An 18,089-nucleotide genomic window follows, 5' to 3' on the forward strand; every position below is an offset into this window, starting at 1 on the left:
GTGCTTAAAGAACAACCAGATGAAGAACTGCGAAGTAATCGTTTTCGTCCGTCCACCAGCGTCTGAGCGTCCATCCTGCTTCCGCAGCCAACTGGGCGAATCCGTCGACGGTATATTTGTGCGAGTACTCGGTATGGATGAGTTCGCCTGCTTCGACTTCAACCGTTTGGCCGTCTAATTGAATGGTTTGGTCGATTCGACTGCGAAGATAGATCTCGATGCGGCCCGCTTCTTCATTGTAAAACGCATGATGTTCAAACGCGTCGACATCAATAGTCGCCCCGAGTTCGTTTCGCATGCGATGCAAGAGATTCAGATTGAACTGGGCCGTGACCCCTTGGGTGTCGTTGTACGCTCGTTCCAGGGTTTCTCGATCTTTTCTCAGGTCGACACCAATCAAGAGCCCTCCCTGTTCGCCGCACATATGGGCGATGCTTTCCAGTAATTGCTTGGCTTGATTCGGCTGAAAGTTGCCAATCGTCGACCCAGGGAAATAGACCGCATCGTGACTTGGGCGTCGTTTTGGATTGGGCAAAGAGAACGGTTTGGTGAAGTCGGCACAAACCGGCAAAACTTCAATTTGAGGATAGTCTCCAGAGATTTGACCGGCCGACTCGTAAAGGTGCTCTCGAGAAATGTCGACGGGAACATAGGCCACCGGCTGGATCAAGTGATCTAACAGGTACCGCGTTTTTATACTGCTACCGCTGCCGAATTCGACCAGCATCACCCCTTTTCCCAGGCAATTGCCCATCTCGTCTGCGTGCCGCTGCATGATGGCTGTTTCAGTGCGTGTGAGATAGTAATCTTCCGTCTCACATATTTGGTCGAACAGTTGTGATCCACGCTGGTCATAAAAATATTTGCATGGCAGTTGTTTAGGCGTCTGATTCAAGCCTGCTATGGAGTCGTTGAGAAATCGCTCGCTGGCAAGTTGATTCATGGATTGTTGGGCTATCGGATTTATTGAGGAATTGGAGAGGATCATGGGGGTGTCCCGAAGTAGGAAGCCGGGTAGCAATCATAAGTTACTATCCTGGATGCAATTCCCGCGCCGAGGTTGCGTTCCTATTGTCACTTCTTAGACGTCTGCTTCCGTACGCTGTGCTACCTTCGCCATGGTAATTATGCTTTCGCCTTGGCCGTTTTCCGTTCAGGGTCTTCAACTGCTTGTGAATGTTCAAGGAATTATTCCCATGGAACCCGCTGAGAAGATGGAAATTAGGGGTTGGGGACCAGCCTGACGGAATTGAAAACTCTCGAAGGAATGCTTGTCAAATGGATTTCCAAGTAAATGTATGTAAATGTGTAGATTCGACATCGGGCTGTGCAAATTCTGCACATCGCATAGGTCAATTTCGCGTCAGATAGCATCCAACTCTGCCAACACGTGCAGGTGGTCAATCTTTATCCAACCGCAATCAGAACTTAGCTCTCTTTGTGCGTTCCCTTACTTGTGTCTTATGGGATGGCTTCTGCTCTTTGCCGAGGTCTAGAAGTTTCGCAGCGGTACTTGTGGATCTGTTAGAGAAATCCAAATCAAACTTTGGCACAACTCGTGCATTTAGGTTGGGCTATCGCGCTTGCCGTGATAGCAACACCAACACCACAGGCCCGCTCCATGAACTTGATCTCAGATTGGAACCAAGCAATTGCGCTCAAAGCGATCCAAGATTTGGATGCGCGATCGTTGATCTTTTTAACGTTAATTATGGTAGTGGCCTGTTTGCCAATACACGCAGCTTGGGCGGAACCGACCGCATCAAAGAAAGAATCAGACACGGTTTCGTCCCATTCAGATGCCATCTTCGACGCTATGGTTCTCAAAGCCAAGGCGAACTCTTCAAAGCCTTACGAATCTTCGCGTGAGCTTCCAGAAGATCTTAATAGCCTGAATTACGATACCTACCGTCTAATCGCTTTCGAGCACGAAAAGTCGATCTGGAAGCAAGATGCTTCGCCGTTCTGGTTGGAACTGTTTCACCGCGGCTATATCTTCCGTGACGAAGTTCAAGTTTCGCTATTACCAGAGAATGCCAAAACGGCTGAGCAGACGCAGTGGATGGAGTTTGATAAGGCTCTGTTTCAATATCGGGGTGAATTGGCTGGACTCGATCCACCCAAGGATCTCGGATACTCCGGGGTCAAGGTAATTGGCAAGTTTCCTTCTTCAGAGCATCCTCTCGAAATTGCTTCGTTCCTCGGAGCGAGCTATTTCCGAGCCATATCGCCGGGGCAGTTTTACGGAACGAGTGCCCGGGGGTTAGCCATTGATATTGGTCTTGCTAAGACGGAAGAGTTTCCAGTCTTTCGTGAATTTTGGATCGAGCAACCTCGGCAAGATGCCAAACAGTTAAAGCTGTGGGCCTTATTGGATAGCCCCAGTGTGAGCGGCGCCTACGCTTTGGTCATTCATCCTGACGAGACTATGACAATCGACGTGAAAGCGACCTTATTCTTTCGCAGCGTTCCCGAGAAAATCGGGCTTGCTCCTTTAACCAGCATGTTTATGTGGGGTATGGGAAAGCAAGGGCCGGATAACGATCCTCGCCCGCGTGTTCACGACGCCGACAGTCTTCTCATTCAAAAGGGTGACAACCGCTGGATCCGCCGTTCGCTCAACCGCTTGGACTTTCCATCCCTTAGTAACTACGACGCGCAAGAGCTACATGGCTTCGGTCTCATGCAGGCTGAACGATCTACTGCTCGTTATAACGATGACGAGGCCAAGTATCATCTGCGCCCTAGTGTTTGGATTACCCCTAAAACACCTTGGAAAGATGGTGCTGTCCAGTTGCTCGAACTTCCGTCAGAGCATGAAGGTATCGATAACATCGGTGCCTACTGGATGCCAAAACAACCGATTGAGATTGGCAAGCCAGTCGATCTCGAGTACCAAATTGCCTTTCTCGATCAGGTACCCAAGCAGCATTCGCTGGCGAAGGTGACTGATTTCCGAGTGGATCGCTCGGATAAGTCCTCACTTAGTCTCACCGTCGTTTATCAGGGCGACAACATTTCCAAATTCTCTACGGAACGCCAGTTGCAAGCCTTTATTGATGTGCAACGCGGTAAAGCAGTGAACGTCGTCGTCCGACGAACTGCATTGAATACCGTAGAAGTATCGTGCAACCTGATTCCAGATTCACCGTACGCTATGGAGATGGAAGTTTACCTCACTGACGAGGCTGAACTCTTCTCTGAATCGTGGAGATATTTATGTCCCATTTAAGTTCAACAACCGATGTCGGAGCCGTATTTGACTCGTTCGGCACGGACACCCTGGGCACGGTTTTCCCGAATGCTCGGACGCTGCACGACGTCATACCCGACGCCGACGTTCGCGCTGCCAAGCTTGTCGTGTCCGACTATCTCCGCGACTTAGGTGTTGCCGATACCGACTTTATCGCTGCCGAAAGTAAGCGAATTGTCAACGACGCAATGGAGCAAATGGCGACCGATCCGAAAGCAAATGGTAAGCGACTACGTAAGGTCGCGATTCGCTTGACGGTAAAGAAGCTCGCCAAGTGGGTTCACGCCATTGAAGTCGAGAACGATGCAACCGATCATCCGATTCCAGCGGGCATAATCGGAGCCCATTTGCCTGAGCTGCTGAACCAGCACCCGGAAGGATTCTTGAGTGAATCCCCTTCGGAGTCGTTTGTGGCGAACGCAAAATCGAAGCGCAAGGCCGTCGTTCCGCATTCAAAACCGAAAGAAATGACCAAGCAGCAGTTATCGCTGCTGCCGCGTTGGGGTAATCATCTGGCCGAGATGTTCGGCTTGAAAGGTATCGAAAAAACAAAGCCCGGTCAGTCTTCAAAATCAGAAGAAAGCAATGATTGTTCTTTCTTCAGTTGCTTCAACATAACACGAAGCCTGTTGGGGTTTCTGACAGTCCTGACTACAGGCACTGCGGCGGCCGTGTACTGGGAGACGGTAGCTAATACTGGTTTCTTCCAATATCCGCTAGTAGCCCTGTTCGTGCTGCTCTTCTTTTGGATCGCGTTCAGTTTCTGGACCGCCACGATGGGACTCGCCTCGATTTTGTTTTCCAGCAAACAGAAAGAGACGCTTAGCCCCGAAGACCCGGCATACTTGGAAGGGCTTCCGCGAAGCGCGATTCTGATGCCGATCTACAACGAAGACACTACCTGTGTGATGTCGAACCTTAAAGCAGTCGCTCAGTCGCTCAGTTCGATTGGTGCTGCAGAAAAGTTCGATTTGTTCATACTTTCGGATACCACTAATCCCGATATTTGGCTGGAAGAAGAACGAGCATGGGCCAAGTTGGTGATCGACCTGCCCGACGATTGCCGTGTGTTCTATCGACATCGCCCTAAAAACATCAGCCGAAAAGCGGGCAACATCGCCGATTTCTGCCAACGCTGGGGTGAGCACTACCCATTCATGACGGTGCTTGATGCCGACAGTGTGATGGCCGGGGAAACATTGGTCGAAATGGTTCGCCGTATGGTGAACGATTCCAAGATCGGTATCCTGCAGGTTCCTCCAACTCCCGTAAATCGGCAATCGTTTTTTGCTCGAACTCAGCAGTTTGCTGCTCAAGTTTACGGTCGCGTCTTTCTCGAAGGGTTTGCTCTTTGGTCGGAATGCGATGGTAACTACTGGGGACACAACGCCATCATCCGGATCCAGCCCTTTATGGAGCATTGCGATCTCCCCGTGTTGCCAGGCAGCGGTCCCTTGGGTGGTGAGATCCTCAGCCACGACTTCGTAGAAGCAGCACTAATGCGACGAGCTGGTTGGAAGATCTGCCTCGCCCATGACCTGCAAGGCAGTTATGAAGAATGTCCTACGACCATGCTTGATTACGCCCAGCGAGACCAACGCTGGTGTCAGGGCAACATGCAGCACATGGGCTTGTTGTTGGCCGACGGTTTTCACCCTGCCAGTCGTCTGCACTTGAGCATGGGTGTCATGAGTTACCTGGCTTCACCGCTTTGGCTCGTGTTTCTCTCGCTTTCGTTGGTCGCTGCGCTTCTCAGCGGTGGTGCCGAAGGTAGTACTATTCTCGGAGCGATGGCGGGCGGATTGTTCGCGGCGACCATGGGAATGTTATTGTTGCCAAAAGCTTACGGACTCATTGCGATGCACCTTCGTCCGCAACCGAAGGATACGCCTGAGATACGTAGGCGAGCCTGGCTCAGCGTTCTTTTGGAAACAGGAATCGCCATTCTGATCGCCCCGATCATGATGTTGCTGCATAGCCAGTTCGTCCTTGCGACCCTGCGTGGTAAGAAGGTGAAATGGAATGCTCAGCAGCGCGACGATACTGGGGTCACGCTCAGTGATGCGATCATGATGCACTGGGCCCATACGTTGATTGGTTTGATCGTGACTGTTGGGCTTGTCCTTACCGTCCCGGCGTTCCTCTTCTGGCTCGCACCGGTATTAATAGGACTTGTCTTCTCGGTGCCTTTATCGATGCTTTTGGGGAGCCTCGAAATTGGTCGAAAGCTGAAAGCAAGTAACCTGTTAGTGATTAACGAAGAGGTCGAAAGTCCAGAAGTCTTGGTGGCACAAAAGAAGGCCATGGCCAAAGGCTTTCGAGATAAGCATATGTCGCCTAATGTCGATCCATTCCAGTTGGTGCTGGAAGATCCGGCGTATCTTGTCTTGCATTTGGGCATCTTGCGAACGGCCGATCGAGAGATTCCAGTCTTCCGCGATCAACTGATGGAAATTCAGTCGATGATCAAGAAGGACGGGCTCAAATCGCTGTCTCCACAAATACGATTCCAGGTCCAAAATAATCGATATGCGATGGAGCAACTGCACATCCAAGTGCGAGCCCAACGCATACCAAAATCGGCTCTGGCTTACCGTTAATAACGGATTGACGATTCAACCATCTCAGGTGTCATGCCCACGTTCGCGTGGGCATGCATCGTTTCTTGCCCAATACGATCTAGAAGATGGATGCGAGGATTTACCTTGTAGCTGGAGGATGGATCTCCTCGCAAGATGCTATTGGTAGACAAACACTCCGCTCGAAATTGCTCGGCGACTGCCGTGGTATAAGGCAAATAGATGACCACATTCTGGCGACGCTCGAAGCAGGCAATCTGCGTCGAGCGAACAACGTCGTATTGATTTATGGGGAAGTCCAAGAGGAGCTTACTTCGAAATAAGATCGAATGGGAATTCGTTTTCACCGTCGGGCGTTACCAAAGCACTCAGCTCCGTTTTTCGGTTGTACTTAGACGGAATGTACATTTCTCCCATCTGCTCAGGCGTCCCGTTCGAGTTGTCGAATTTGCCCGGCAGTAATCGCGAGGCCGTAATCGTTACGTCAGACGGTCCTTCTTTCACTTCTAGCTCGTAGGACCCATCGACGATTTCAGCCGAAAATGCCTGGCCGTCTCCTTCGCTTTGACGGAATAAAATGCGTCCTGTTTCAATCGGTTTACCGTCGAAAGTTACGGTGCCTTTGACGGGATGCATACCGGGAGCAGACGAGTTTGAACCACAACCGAGGGATCCAAAAATCAGGCAAACGACGAGCGCAAGATTTCTTCTCATGCTTCCTTCCTTACGGACGTGTTTTTTTGGTTTGAACTTGGGCGAAAGCGTGGCCCGTGCGGCTTTATGGCGGCATGGGCCATTTTTCCAGATGTGATTCTTTAGAGAACGCAGATTAGTATTCGCCGATCACCTGACCGTCGTTGCGGATACCAAGTTTCAGCCACGCTTGGCGATTAATCGTGCTGGTGAAGAAGTGGACCGATCCGTCCACCATCACAGCATTTACGCCGCCGGTGTGGTAGCTGCGAGCAAAGTTCCAGCGACCGGAAAGCCCATCTGCATTGCCGTTTTCGCAAGGGGCATCACTCGGTGCACCTGGCACGGACGTTGCCGAACAGGAATAAACTCGATCCGGCACACTCGAATTCGGAGTTTCGGCGACAGAGAAGCCAAACGACCCATGAGGAGCACCACCCCAGTAGCCGCCAAGTTCACCGAAAGCAGCTACATTGCTTCTGCGGACGATTCCTTCTGAGGCCATAAGCGTATTGCTCGAGCCATCGACGCAATCTCGGAAGGTTGTTTTCGATTCGCGGTAGAACATTCCGCCTGGCTCGGTGCCCGTCAGATTCCCATCGGTGACGTTAATGGTCACAGGGTTTGTTGACGTGTCGATGGAGTAGGTCCCAGGCCCAGCCGAAAGGCCGAAGTTACCTTGGAAACCAATCGAGTCACCACCTCCACCATGGCCTGGCGAGTTGGGATCGGAAGGACATGTCAGCGTGGGGACCTCGGCCTTCTTGATATCGCTTACGACATGCATAACGTATTCACCTGGGTCTGCTTCATAGGCATCAGAAAGAGCCTTTTGCTCCAGGAAGGGAAGTATACGGTGATACCATGTATCACGCCGATGGGTGTTTCCTGAGACCTCGGTTTGGTGCCCGTAGGGGAACTTTCCGAACGTGCTTTCGTAGTTGTGCATGGCTAGGCCAAGTTGCTTCATGTGGTTTACGCACTGAGCGCGTCGCGCTGCTTCGCGGGCCTGCTGCACCGCTGGCAGCAGTAAGGCAATCAGTACACCGATGATGGCAATCACGACCAAGAGTTCGACTAAGGTGAATCCCGCACGGGACTCCATTTTGTGATTCATAACAAACGTAATCCTGAAAGTAGGGTATTAAAAAGGACGTTGTACGTAATGAAATTTGCCGAGTTCGTTTCCCTGAAAGTGGGGAAGGGAAACGCATGATAGGATTACGCTTTACAGCTCAGGCACACGTGATGCCAATTGCAATGCGTTATTTGGGCAATACTCATACTTGAAGGTCGTTAGTGAGGTAACTTCTTCAGGAAAACGGCCTGTTATGGAAAGAAAGTCGCACGTGATATCATCGGAGAAAACTTAAAACAAAAGGGTTACCCCCAGCTGTAATGGATCTTGAAAAACCACCACTTTGTGGTTGTGCTAAGAAATTCAGCGAAGAGCGTAAGGCTTGTGCGGCGTCAAATTACACCAATGTCTTCGTTCCACAATTGTGGGTGCGCCGCGATGAAATTATCCATCAACTTTATGCACTCAGCATCGTCCAGAATGACTAGTTCTACGCCGCGCTTCCGCAAATACGACTCAGGGCCTTGGAAGGTCTGATTCTCGCCAATGACGATCTTGGGAATTTTGTACAGCAGTGCCGTGCCGCTACACATGTCGCAGGGAGATAGGGTCGTGTAGAGAACCGAGTTTCGATACTCCCTCGGCGTCAGTCGGCCTGCTTCTTCCAGGCAGTGCATCTCGGCGTGAAGGATTGCACTTCCTTTCTGAACACGGTGGTTGTGTCCCCGGCTACGCAACTTTCCGTCGACTACAAGCGCGGAGCCGATCGGAATGCCTCCCTCCAACAGGCCTTTTTGGGCCTCCTCGATCGCCACCTGAAAAAATGGATCCATGGTAAGCTCCTGAGTTGAATCTTTGATTTGCGGTATTTTATCGCACTTTCACGCATGCTGCTTGAGAGAGGGTAATGACTCGGGATAGCATGGTAGTCGCAATTATTTTTCTGCGGAGAGATCGATCCGGCTCTACCATTTCATTTTCATCGAGCTGGCTACCCGATATCTAGGGGGCAGCTTGAACGGCCAGCGAGGTCTGAAATGCGCGGAAAACCGATATCCGTATGAAGAAGTCATGTAGACCGGGAGTTCGATGATTTGGCCCCTAGACCCGTCGACGCACCTGGGGTAGCTTCGCTCTACATTGTTTCCTAAAAATCTCGCAGAGTGCGAAAGGCAATCAGCACGATGAAAAGCATACTCGTGGCACAAAGTTTCGTTTGGATCGGAGTTATTCTCTTGGGAGGTGTCAGTGCCCAGGAGAAGCCGGTGAGTGACACTCCCAATTTGGTGCATGATCGTCATATGCACCATCACAATCATCACCACGAAACGGAACAACCGACGGAGAAGCGATTTTTCACTACACGTTCTAGTCAGGTGATGTTGCCGCTTCCCAACGAGCAAGACGCTTTCGTGTTCGCCGTTTTCGGCGATCGAACGGGTGGCCCCAAGGAAGGTGTTAACGTGCTCGCCGACGCCGTGAGAGATGTCAATTTAATTGAGCCAGACTTGGTGATGACTGTGGGTGACCTAATCAACGGTTACAACAGCACCGAGCAGTGGCTAGGGCAAATGCGTGAATTCAAAGCGATCATGAAAGAGTTGCTTTGCCCTTGGTTCCCGGTGGCTGGTAACCATGATGTTTATTGGCGTCCATTGGACGATCCGAAGATGCCGGAGGGACAGCACGATCAACATTACGAAATGCACTTTGGTCCGCTGTGGTACTCGTTCCAGCATAAAAAATGCAACTTCATTGTCATTTACTCGGACGAGGGTGATCCAGAGACCGGTGAAAAGAATTTTCGTAATGCCAAAGCCCAGAAGATCAGTGACGAGCAGTTGGCATTTCTCAAGCAAGCTCTCCAACGTGGCGAGAAGGATGATCATCAATTCATCTTTCTACATCATCCTCGTTGGCTGGGGGGCAATTATGGAAATGATTGGAAAGAACGCGTTCATCCACTGCTTAAGGAAGCAGGCAATGTGACCGCCGTTTTCGCTGGCCACATTCATTACATGCGGTATGACCCTCAGGACGGTATTGAATATGTCACCTTGGCCACCGTAGGTGGTGGGCAATCGAGCAAGGTGCCTGAGGCTGGCTACTTGCATCAGTACCACCTGGTCACCGTGCGTCCCAAGCAAGTTGCCATGGCTGCATTTCCTGTGGGTGAGGCGATGGATGTTCGCGAAATAACGGCCCAGTTACAGCAACAAGCGGTCAAACTGGCTAATCAGAAACCGAAAGTCTCGACCAAGCTCGCTCCGGCCGGGGATGATCTGCAAGAGGGAACGGTCACGACTGTGATCGAGAATCCGACCGACTATCCGATCGACTTCACCCTGACTCCTGCCAGCCGTGACTCGCGCTGGAGTCTCTCACCCAATCACACCCATGGCCACGTGAAACCAGGTGAGTCGCAGAAGTTCACCTTTAACGTGCGATACCGCGGCAAGATGAATGATGAATCGTATCAGGGAATCGAGTTGATCCTCGATCAGGACTTCTTGGCAAAGACCACACGCTATGCGATTCCACAGGTGCGAACGGTGGTTGAATTTTCCAAGCCGGAATAGCGGAGTAATCGCCTGAGAGTAGCTTAGAACTGCGACCTCCATCCGGCCATGATTCCAGATCACCAAAGCTCCAGTCATCTCTTGACTGGAGCTTCTTTTTTTATCAGAGAATCTTGATGTAATCGCTGGCGGTTCGCTTTTCATCAGATGAAATTCCGCTTAGACTAGCTCACCGAGTATCCACCCAGATGGGTGTAACAATCCCCTGGTTAAGATGGTGTTAATCCTCCTAACCCTCATAGCCGGAATTCCTTCAATCTGACCCGCGAATTTTGGATAGAAGCCCCGATGCCAGCCAGCTTTCTCAGTCGCTTTCTGAAACCGTTTTACACTCCAAAAAAGAAAGCTTCGTGTCTGGGCATTTGCTCGGGGCGCGTTAGTTCAGCGGAAACCCTTGAAGATCGCCGAATGCTTTCGGTGAACGTCAATACGGTCATACCGGAACCGCAGTTTGATCTAAATCAGCAATCGCTCCCGGCGAGTTTTGATCAAGGTGCAGTAGTCGATGGTGTTGTTTACTTCTCTGGCATATCGTTTGAACGACGTGGTGACGATTCGGCTATCTGGAGTTACGATCCAGCAGCAAACGACGGCGCTGGCGAAGTCCGGCAGCTTGAGTTGACTGGCGATACCCACGATTTGGAGATTGTTCGTTATATCGATGCCTACGATGGTAAGCTCTACGTCCGCTCTTATAATGCGTCCAAAAATCATCTGCTGACAATCGATCCGACCACTTCTGTCGTCACCAAGATTGCCACGCTTAGTTCATCGATCAATTCGGACCATGTCACCTACGACGAGATGATCGTTCACGATGGAGATCTCTACTATCGTGATGGCAGTACCTCGGGCGGCATGGGAGTGTGGCGATATACGCCAGGTGTAGGAACGACTGAGGTTGCCAGTTTTCAGATGGGTGCCGGTGAGACCGCGCACGAGATGTTCTTAATTAACGACAAGATCTATCTCAATGTGATTGGTGCGAACAATAAATTCCAAATCTGGGAATATGATCCGGCCAACGAAGCAGCCGAAGTAACCAGTCTCGTATTCGAGACATCGACTGCCAACAATGATTCGCCAGAAATGGCCACTGCCAATGGCAAAATTTACTTCACTACCGAAGCTAATCGATCGCTTTGGGAAGTTGATCTTCAAGCTGATCCAACTCCCACAGGCACCCAGGTTGTCTATCTCCCTGATTTTACAAATTCGTCTACGACCGATATCCTCGATTTGGTAGCACTGAAAGGAAAGTTGTACTGGACTTCCTCGCAGCGCGGGAGTGTATCGTTCTGGCAATATGACCCCGAAAGTGGTGAAGACCCACTGAATCTTGGTCGTGATATTCTGCCTGGCAAATTCCCTTCCATTATTAATCTCTCGGCAGGGGAAGATTACCTGTATTTGTTAACCAGTCTTAGAAACAGATACTCGACAGGCGGCACTGCCTATAGCTTTCCAGGAGAAGCCATCCTTAAGTACGATCCCAGCCAACCACTTGCCGATTCCACCACAATTATTTCGGATATCGATTTGGGGTCAGGAAATTGGTACACCGAGAAAGCAGACGTCTTCGAAGTCGGTAACTCAATACTATTTCCTGGCCAAACAGACCATCTGCGATATGACACGCTCTTGCGGTATGACGCTGGCAATGAAGGAGAGCCTGGTCAGTTGACTGAGGTTCGACAGTCAATCGAGTTGAATGAAAGCTCGAACCCGCACGAATTGACCGTAATTGGTAAAACACTCTTCTTCACTGCCACCGATGGAATTCATGGCTACGAACTTTGGAAAGCGACGATCCAAGCAGATGGAAGCGTAACGAGTCCGGAAATGATCGCGGATCTCTATACCGGAGTAATTGGCTCAAATCCACAGAATCTCGCGGTGATCGATGGAGTTCTCTACTTCGATGCAGAGGATCAAGGCGTCGATTCACTGTATAGGTATAATCCCGAAGGAGACGAATTGACGCGGCTCGATAGTACTGGCCCGTATACCGAAGTGGTCACTATTGGTAATCGTCGGTATTACTTTTGGTTTGGCAGTCATGAGGTGTACCTGAATTACTACGAGGCAAGTTCCCCTGACTCGGCTGGGGAAATGACAGAAGTGCCAGATTTCCTCGTCGAACGAATCAATGGACAACCACACCATACGACGGCCATTGGCGACCAGGTCTATTTTGCTATTAAAAATGCGGTTACCGGGGATGAGGGAATTTACGTCTATGACACGACTGCCAATAACGGCATGAATTCTCCGAAGCGAATTGAACTTCCTAGCGGCGTCACGTATGCCAAACGCTTTATCGGGTTTAACGGAAAGGTTTACTTCCATGCAGCGAAAGAGATCGTTAACGGAGGACTTTTTGAATACAATCCGTCCGATGATTCGATACGCCAGATAACCGATTCTAACTCGGGGGATTCCTACTTTTACCCATCGCGATTGACCGTATTCAATGATCAGTTGTACTTTCGAGCACACGATGGCTCTTCAACGTTTCAATTGTGGAGGTTTGATCCGACAGTTAACGATGGATTAGGTGAAGTCCAGCTTGCTTTCGACTCACATATTTATTCTTGGACTTCGGGTTCTTATCACGATGAAGGAAGCCCTTTCCTGGTTCACGATGGTCGAATGTATGTCGATGCAGATTTTAATCGTGCGCGTGGGCTTAACATTCTCGTCTTTGAACCTGATGCAGATGATCGACCTCTTACGCTTACCGAATCGATTGCGAAGCCCCCGTCTTCCTATTTTGATTACGAGTACGTTGTCGCAGGCAATCACATTGTTACCAACATGTTCGGAGAAATTGAGGGCAGGGAACTCTATTCCATTCCCTTGATATCCGGAGAACTTCATGCCGAATTTCGCTATGCCGCGGATCCCAATGATATCGCTGGCACGGTTGAGAACAGTCCTTCCGATTCCACACCCACGTTTGGCGAGTGGGATTCTCACGTTGGCCAGATCTGGCTGACTGTTGGCCCGAACACCGTTGAACAGGTATTTGATCTCTCAGTGGAACTCGAGTGGGATACGCTTTGGTTCCTGGGACCAGAAGTCACTTCGCATCTTGGTACGGATGCCACGTCGATCAATCAAACCAACAGTGGTACTCGAACTTCAAGCGTCACCATTTCCGGTGTCGATCTGTCATCGTATGAAATCGGCGACCGGGTTCTCGTGGGAACCCTGGAATTCTCATTAGATCCAGATAAGTCCACGAATGTGCTGATCGATAACCCACTGCCAGTCCCGCGTCAGGGAGCCGCTTTGACAGGTGTGAAGAACAGCAGCACACGGCAGCCTGTGCTTTTTGACGACGAGCAAGGGAACCTTCAAATCACCCCTATGCAGTACGATGTCAACGACGACGACAGGGTTGGCATCGCGGACTTTGCAGAATTCATTCGCAACTACGGTAGACAGGCAGATGAGAGCTCACCGGAAGCATACCGATTTGACTACAATCGTGACGGTCGAGTCGGCATCGCTGATTTCGCGCTATTCATCACTTATTACGGGGATCGAAAGTTTCCGCTAGCCACACCAGCGGCTCGTAAGTCAATCGCCATAGAGATTGAACCGGACGTTGCCCCTTCTTTATCCGTTTCTAGCTACCAGTTGGAAGGTGAGCCGGATCCATCGATTTACTTGGGTACGATGTTGGTCCAGCCGAGTGAGTCTGCGATCGATAATGTGATCCACACGGAATTGAAACATGGAGTGGAATCGGTAGACGCGTTAGACTTGCCAGTGGATCCGTCTTGGGATGCCCAGATTGTTGACGCGGCGATGCAATCGGGCGAATTATCTTACGCCGCAACCAGTGACAAGAAATCGGGATTTAATCTCACGCTTTCCGCCGAGTTCGATCCCTACGATTCGATATGATGGCTTCTCTAAAGCTTTCGCTGATGGAAGTGAGTTCGTTTTGGAGATGACTAAAGGACAGCCATACCAATTGGGTTGGTAGCTTTCCACTTCCGTTAGCGCGGCAAGGTGAATAACGAATCGTTCCAGGGTGTCTAATTAAGCCTCGATCAAGACTTCTTGGCAATGTTCACACGCTATACGATTCCGCAGGTGCGAACGGTGGTTGAATTCAACGCAGTGACGAAGTAGTCACTTTGGAATAAAGAAAGAGGGCAATCACTCTGGATGTGCCTTGCCCTCTTTTGAGCAACCCTAGATGACATCTGATACTTTGATCTGCGTTTCCTACTTGGACTCGAGAGCGAAGTCGATCGTATTTGCCTTTTCTTCTACGGTTGCCTTTAGTTCCGAACGGCGGTTGTAACGTATCGGTAGTACTTCTTTGGGCATTGCGGTCGAGGGCATGCCTGGCCCATTGTGTTTCTCGGGCATTGTCAAGATTTTCACGGAGTGCTGTCCAACTTCCGCACCTTTCTGGGTGCGGATATAGACTAACTCGTAGTGTCCTTGCTCATCCGTCAGGCCATTGGATGGTCGCCCTCCGTTGATGGGGGAAAAGGTAATCATGGCATTGGGGTAGGCATGTCCATCAAGCGTTATCGTTCCCTCAACGGCCCCTACTCCATCGTAAGTTGTCTGGCCACATCCGACGGTTAACGCCAAGATTGAAAGCAGCGGCAATATTTGCCGCCACTGGTTTCGTGTCAGATTCATACGAGTCTCTCCTTCTTTGGATTGAATAATCCTTGATGGGGTTTATTTAGTACTCACCTACTACGGCACCGTCTTGTCGATGGCACAGCGCTGTAAGGGTTGCGAAATCAACCGTTTCACTTAGGAACCGAACCGAACCGTCGGTTAGCGTGACCATGACACCTCCTGGGTGAGCGGAGATTGGGGGGATGTTGCGGTAATAGTTGTCCAGGTTTCCCCAGCCACCTTCGGTAGCGATCGGATACCTGACGGTCGTCACATTTTCCGACCAGTCAGCATAGTTACCCCCTCCGCACCAAGCTCGACCCGCGTGTCCGCCACTTCGGCGTTTAATTTTGCTGCCGGTTGCATCGATAAAGAAGTCGCTTTGTTCCGACAAAATCATCGTATTGCTTGTTCCATCGAGGGCATTTTTAAAGCTCACGCCGCTACCCCCTTGGTCGTCGTGAGCAGCACTGGCAGGATAAATTGGAACGATCATGCCATTCACAATGCCTTCTCCATAAGCATTGGGGAAACTATCTTCGGTCGCAGGAACATCGACGGTACCGCCAAGCCAACTCGTTCCCATGATGCCAACATAGCTGGCGACTTGCAGCTCGATGTCACCATTAGAGGCCGTCGACTGGGTTTCCACTTCAGGAAGTGGACTCGAAGGGCATAAGAGACCCGCGACAACGAAACCATCGATCAAGTTTGCGTTGGGGTTTGGCCCGTCTTGCATGCTCCAGTCGCCAGAGAAAACAATCTGGTCGTATGCCGCCCCTTGTTCGATAAATGGCAATAAACGAACGAAGAAAGAGGGACCTCGCTGTTTGCTAGAACCAGAACCCGTATCGGGATGCTGATTGTAAGGAAGCTTGCCATAGGTATCGTGATAGTTATGCAGCGCAAGCCCTAGTTGTTTTTGGTGGTTGGAGCATTGCATACGGCGCGCGGCCTCACGAGCCTGTTGCACGGCAGGCAACAGAAGCGCGATTAAAACGCCAATAATGGCAATCACAACCAATAGTTCCACGAGCGTAAACCCGCGTTGGCGAGAAAGGTGAGGACTTAGAGACATGGACGAAATTCTTTCAATGGTGTGGTAAAATTAGTGCGATACCGGGCTGGATCGTTAGGACTCATCCCGCAGTCATGTGAATATCGTGAGCATGCCTGTTTCGTTAGCGACTTGATTACGGAATTAACACAATCTGAACTAAACCTCCCGTAATGGGTGGCCTTCAGTTCGGTGAGAACCCTGTTTCTCAATAAACTGCCGAGCAAATGACCGATAAAGAGCACGATCGAAACTCAACCACCCAATTGACCGCGCGCGACTCTCGGGAATTGCTAACGCGTAGCTGGATGAAAGCGCAGCCGTCCGTTTTTGCTTTTGTCATTGCTTCGACCCCCCAATTTTCGGATGCAGAGGACCTATTACAGGAAGTTGCGGCCGAAGTCGCCATTCGATTTGACGAGTACGACCCGAAGCGGCCTTTTCTGCCATGGGCGTTGTGGGTAGCAAAAATCAAGATTGCTGATTTTTATCGTTTGAAGAAACGTGAACGTCTCGTCTTTGCAGGAGAAGCGATCGATGCCCTAGCTGCCGCGTGTACCCGCGTGCAAAGCTTGATGTCGGAAGAGCAGGGGGCTCTTGAACATTGCTTGAAGGAAACAACGGGGCGTACGCGACAGCTTCTGCTGCTTCGTTACGCGGAAGATTTGAAGCCGCGACAGATCGCCAAGCGCCTGAGCATGTCGGCCGCAGCGGTTCGCGTTACTCTATCAAGGGCTCGGTCTGCTCTTGGTAAATGTGTAGAGCAGCGGTTGGGAAGGAAGACTTCCTGACATGGAATCTCACGAAGCAATGAACTTGGTCGATGCTCACCTCGATGGCGAAGTCCTTACCGAGGCACAAGCTTCCGCGCTTAGCGATTGGATTAAAGAAGACCCGCAACAAGCCGACGACGTGTTTCGGCGAATTTTTCTGCATACTTATCTGCGGCGACGCGTCCAAAGTCTGGAGCTCGAATCGACCGAGTCGGTTCCTCTCGAAATAGGCAGTGAATATCAAGAACAGCAGCCAGGCGATGGATCTATCTGGGTTCGCTTTGGTTGGCGTTCGATCGGTTTCACAATCGCTATCGTTGCCGCAGTCGGCCTCATCTTGGGTGGGCTTTCTTTCTGGCAACGTACGTCAACGGCTAAAGCTTCCCATCCTTTTATCTATGAATCGTTCGACTACCCAGGCTTTGATTACGAAGGCTTTGGATTTCCGGCTGTTCCCGATTTTATTCCGGACGAAGTTTGGCCGACGGAGGGAGGATTATCCGGGCTTAAAAAAGGCACCGGCTTCAGCGGTCCTTGGAAGGAGGAGGGAAATTTAGTTTCTGTGATCGAGGCCGATCCGATGTCGCATCCCTTGGGAAAGGTCGATCTGCGGCAGTTTGCGAGATTAGGTTATATCGATTCCCAAGGGCTTGCTTTAAAGACTCTGGGCAATCAACTACGCACAAGTGCCGGTGATGGTTCTCATGCATCGCGAAAGCTTGATATCTCAGCTGCCCCGGAAAATCTCCGAGATGGAGATCAGCTTGGCGCGGATGGTAGTAAGATCTGGCTCAGCTTTCTTGCTCAATCGTATGATGGAGCTGGCGAGCACCGCTACGCAGTTCTAGAACTTGGATCGGAATCGGCAGGAGTTCGTTTTGGGAAGCTTAATTCCAATCCCAACGGAAACTGGGGTGTCGCTGGCATGTTAAATGGGCAAGAAGTAAATACTCGAGTCGCCCAAAAATCCTCTGGAGAAAGCGTCTTTGTAGTGATCTGCCTTGAATTTCGGCCAGGCATGGAACTAGCCACCGTCTGGCTGGACCCGGACTTGGACGAAACACCAACCGATCAAACCGCCATGTGCCAGATTCAAGTCCCCGATTTTCGATTCGACAGTCTATCGATCAAAGGGCGTTACTCTACCGATTTCGACGAAATCCGCCTTGGACAATCGTTCTTTGACGTCGCCCCAACGGTAGATATGTAATTAGCCTCGTATGCTTTGGCAGGGTTCTGTTCTACGGCCTTTCGGTCCCATGTAGCGGAATGCTAAGTGGGCGCGACTTGACCAGGGCATACCAAGGTGGCTGGCCTTGATCGTTGAATACGGATTCACCATGAATACTAGATAGATGCAGGCAAAGGTTTGTATCACAAACACCGTATACGCGCACGAAAAAAAACCTCTTCGAGCGAAT

At 50.6% G+C, this 18,089-nt stretch carries 13 protein-coding genes; 6 read left to right on the forward strand and 7 right to left on the reverse strand.

What is annotated here, in order from left to right; all coding sequences use genetic code 11:
* Positions 1–4 precede the first annotated feature (4 nt).
* Complete coding sequence (egtD, locus tag HOV93_RS23305; protein ID WP_235990857.1) at positions 5–943, reverse strand: L-histidine N(alpha)-methyltransferase; 939 nt, start codon at positions 941–943, stop codon at positions 5–7.
* A gap of 678 nt (positions 944–1,621) precedes the next feature.
* On the opposite strand from egtD, the gene HOV93_RS23310 reads away from it, so the two are divergent.
* Together HOV93_RS23310 and mdoH are read left to right on the forward strand one after the other, a co-directional pair.
* Positions 1,622–3,232, forward strand: a complete 1,611-nt coding sequence (locus HOV93_RS23310; protein WP_207398962.1) for a glucan biosynthesis protein — start codon at positions 1,622–1,624, stop codon at positions 3,230–3,232.
* Entirely contained in the window at positions 3,220–5,853 is a 2,634-nt protein-coding gene (mdoH, locus tag HOV93_RS23315; RefSeq protein ID WP_207398963.1) for a glucans biosynthesis glucosyltransferase MdoH, read from the forward strand. The genes HOV93_RS23310 and mdoH overlap by 13 nt, the downstream gene beginning before the upstream one ends.
* Here mdoH and HOV93_RS23320 read toward each other — a convergent pair.
* The 4 genes from HOV93_RS23320 to HOV93_RS23335 all read right to left on the reverse strand — a co-directional run bounded on the left by HOV93_RS23320 (position 5,850) and on the right by HOV93_RS23335 (position 8,436).
* Positions 5,850–6,134, reverse strand: a complete 285-nt coding sequence (locus tag HOV93_RS23320) for a hypothetical protein (protein ID WP_207398964.1) — start codon at positions 6,132–6,134, stop codon at positions 5,850–5,852. The two genes, mdoH and HOV93_RS23320, sit on opposite strands and share 4 nt — an antisense overlap.
* Before the next feature lie 7 nt (positions 6,135–6,141).
* The gene (locus tag HOV93_RS23325) at positions 6,142–6,546 is read right to left on the reverse strand and encodes a hypothetical protein (protein WP_235990858.1); all 405 of its coding nucleotides are present in this window, start codon (positions 6,544–6,546) and stop codon (positions 6,142–6,144) included.
* 115 nt (positions 6,547–6,661) lie between these two features.
* The gene (locus HOV93_RS23330; RefSeq protein WP_261358655.1) at positions 6,662–7,642 is read right to left on the reverse strand and encodes a DUF1559 domain-containing protein; all 981 of its coding nucleotides are present in this window, start codon (positions 7,640–7,642) and stop codon (positions 6,662–6,664) included.
* A gap of 353 nt (positions 7,643–7,995) precedes the next feature.
* Complete coding sequence (locus tag HOV93_RS23335) at positions 7,996–8,436, reverse strand: nucleoside deaminase (RefSeq protein ID WP_207398965.1); 441 nt, start codon at positions 8,434–8,436, stop codon at positions 7,996–7,998.
* Between the two features lie 351 nt (positions 8,437–8,787).
* On the opposite strand from HOV93_RS23335, the gene HOV93_RS23340 reads away from it, so the two are divergent.
* Together HOV93_RS23340 and HOV93_RS23345 are read left to right on the forward strand one after the other, a co-directional pair.
* Positions 8,788–10,182, forward strand: coding sequence for a metallophosphoesterase family protein (locus HOV93_RS23340; protein WP_207398966.1), 1,395 nt, complete (start codon positions 8,788–8,790; stop codon positions 10,180–10,182).
* A gap of 408 nt (positions 10,183–10,590) precedes the next feature.
* A complete protein-coding gene (locus tag HOV93_RS23345; RefSeq protein ID WP_207398967.1) occupies positions 10,591–14,097 on the forward strand; it encodes a dockerin type I domain-containing protein in 3,507 nt (1,168 codons plus the stop codon).
* A gap of 327 nt (positions 14,098–14,424) precedes the next feature.
* Here HOV93_RS23345 and HOV93_RS23350 read toward each other — a convergent pair whose 3' ends face one another.
* The gene (locus HOV93_RS23350; protein WP_207398968.1) at positions 14,425–14,853 is read right to left on the reverse strand and encodes a carboxypeptidase regulatory-like domain-containing protein; all 429 of its coding nucleotides are present in this window, start codon (positions 14,851–14,853) and stop codon (positions 14,425–14,427) included.
* A gap of 46 nt (positions 14,854–14,899) precedes the next feature.
* Positions 14,900–15,916 carry a DUF1559 domain-containing protein gene (locus HOV93_RS23355; RefSeq protein WP_207398969.1) on the reverse strand — a complete coding sequence of 339 codons (1,017 nt, stop codon included), beginning with the start codon at positions 15,914–15,916 and terminating at the stop codon, positions 14,900–14,902.
* A gap of 206 nt (positions 15,917–16,122) precedes the next feature.
* Here HOV93_RS23355 and HOV93_RS23360 point away from each other — a divergent pair, with 206 nt between their 5' ends.
* Positions 16,123–16,686, forward strand: a complete 564-nt coding sequence (locus HOV93_RS23360; protein WP_207398970.1) for a sigma-70 family RNA polymerase sigma factor — start codon at positions 16,123–16,125, stop codon at positions 16,684–16,686.
* A gap of 1 nt (position 16,687) precedes the next feature.
* Positions 16,688–17,878: a hypothetical protein gene (locus HOV93_RS23365; RefSeq protein ID WP_207398971.1), complete on the forward strand. Its 1,191-nt coding sequence runs from the start codon at positions 16,688–16,690 to the stop codon at positions 17,876–17,878.
* The last annotated feature ends 211 nt before the right edge of the window (positions 17,879–18,089 follow it).

This window comes from Bremerella alba, from assembly GCF_013618625.1.
Classification (GTDB): domain Bacteria; phylum Planctomycetota; class Planctomycetia; order Pirellulales; family Pirellulaceae; genus Bremerella; species Bremerella alba.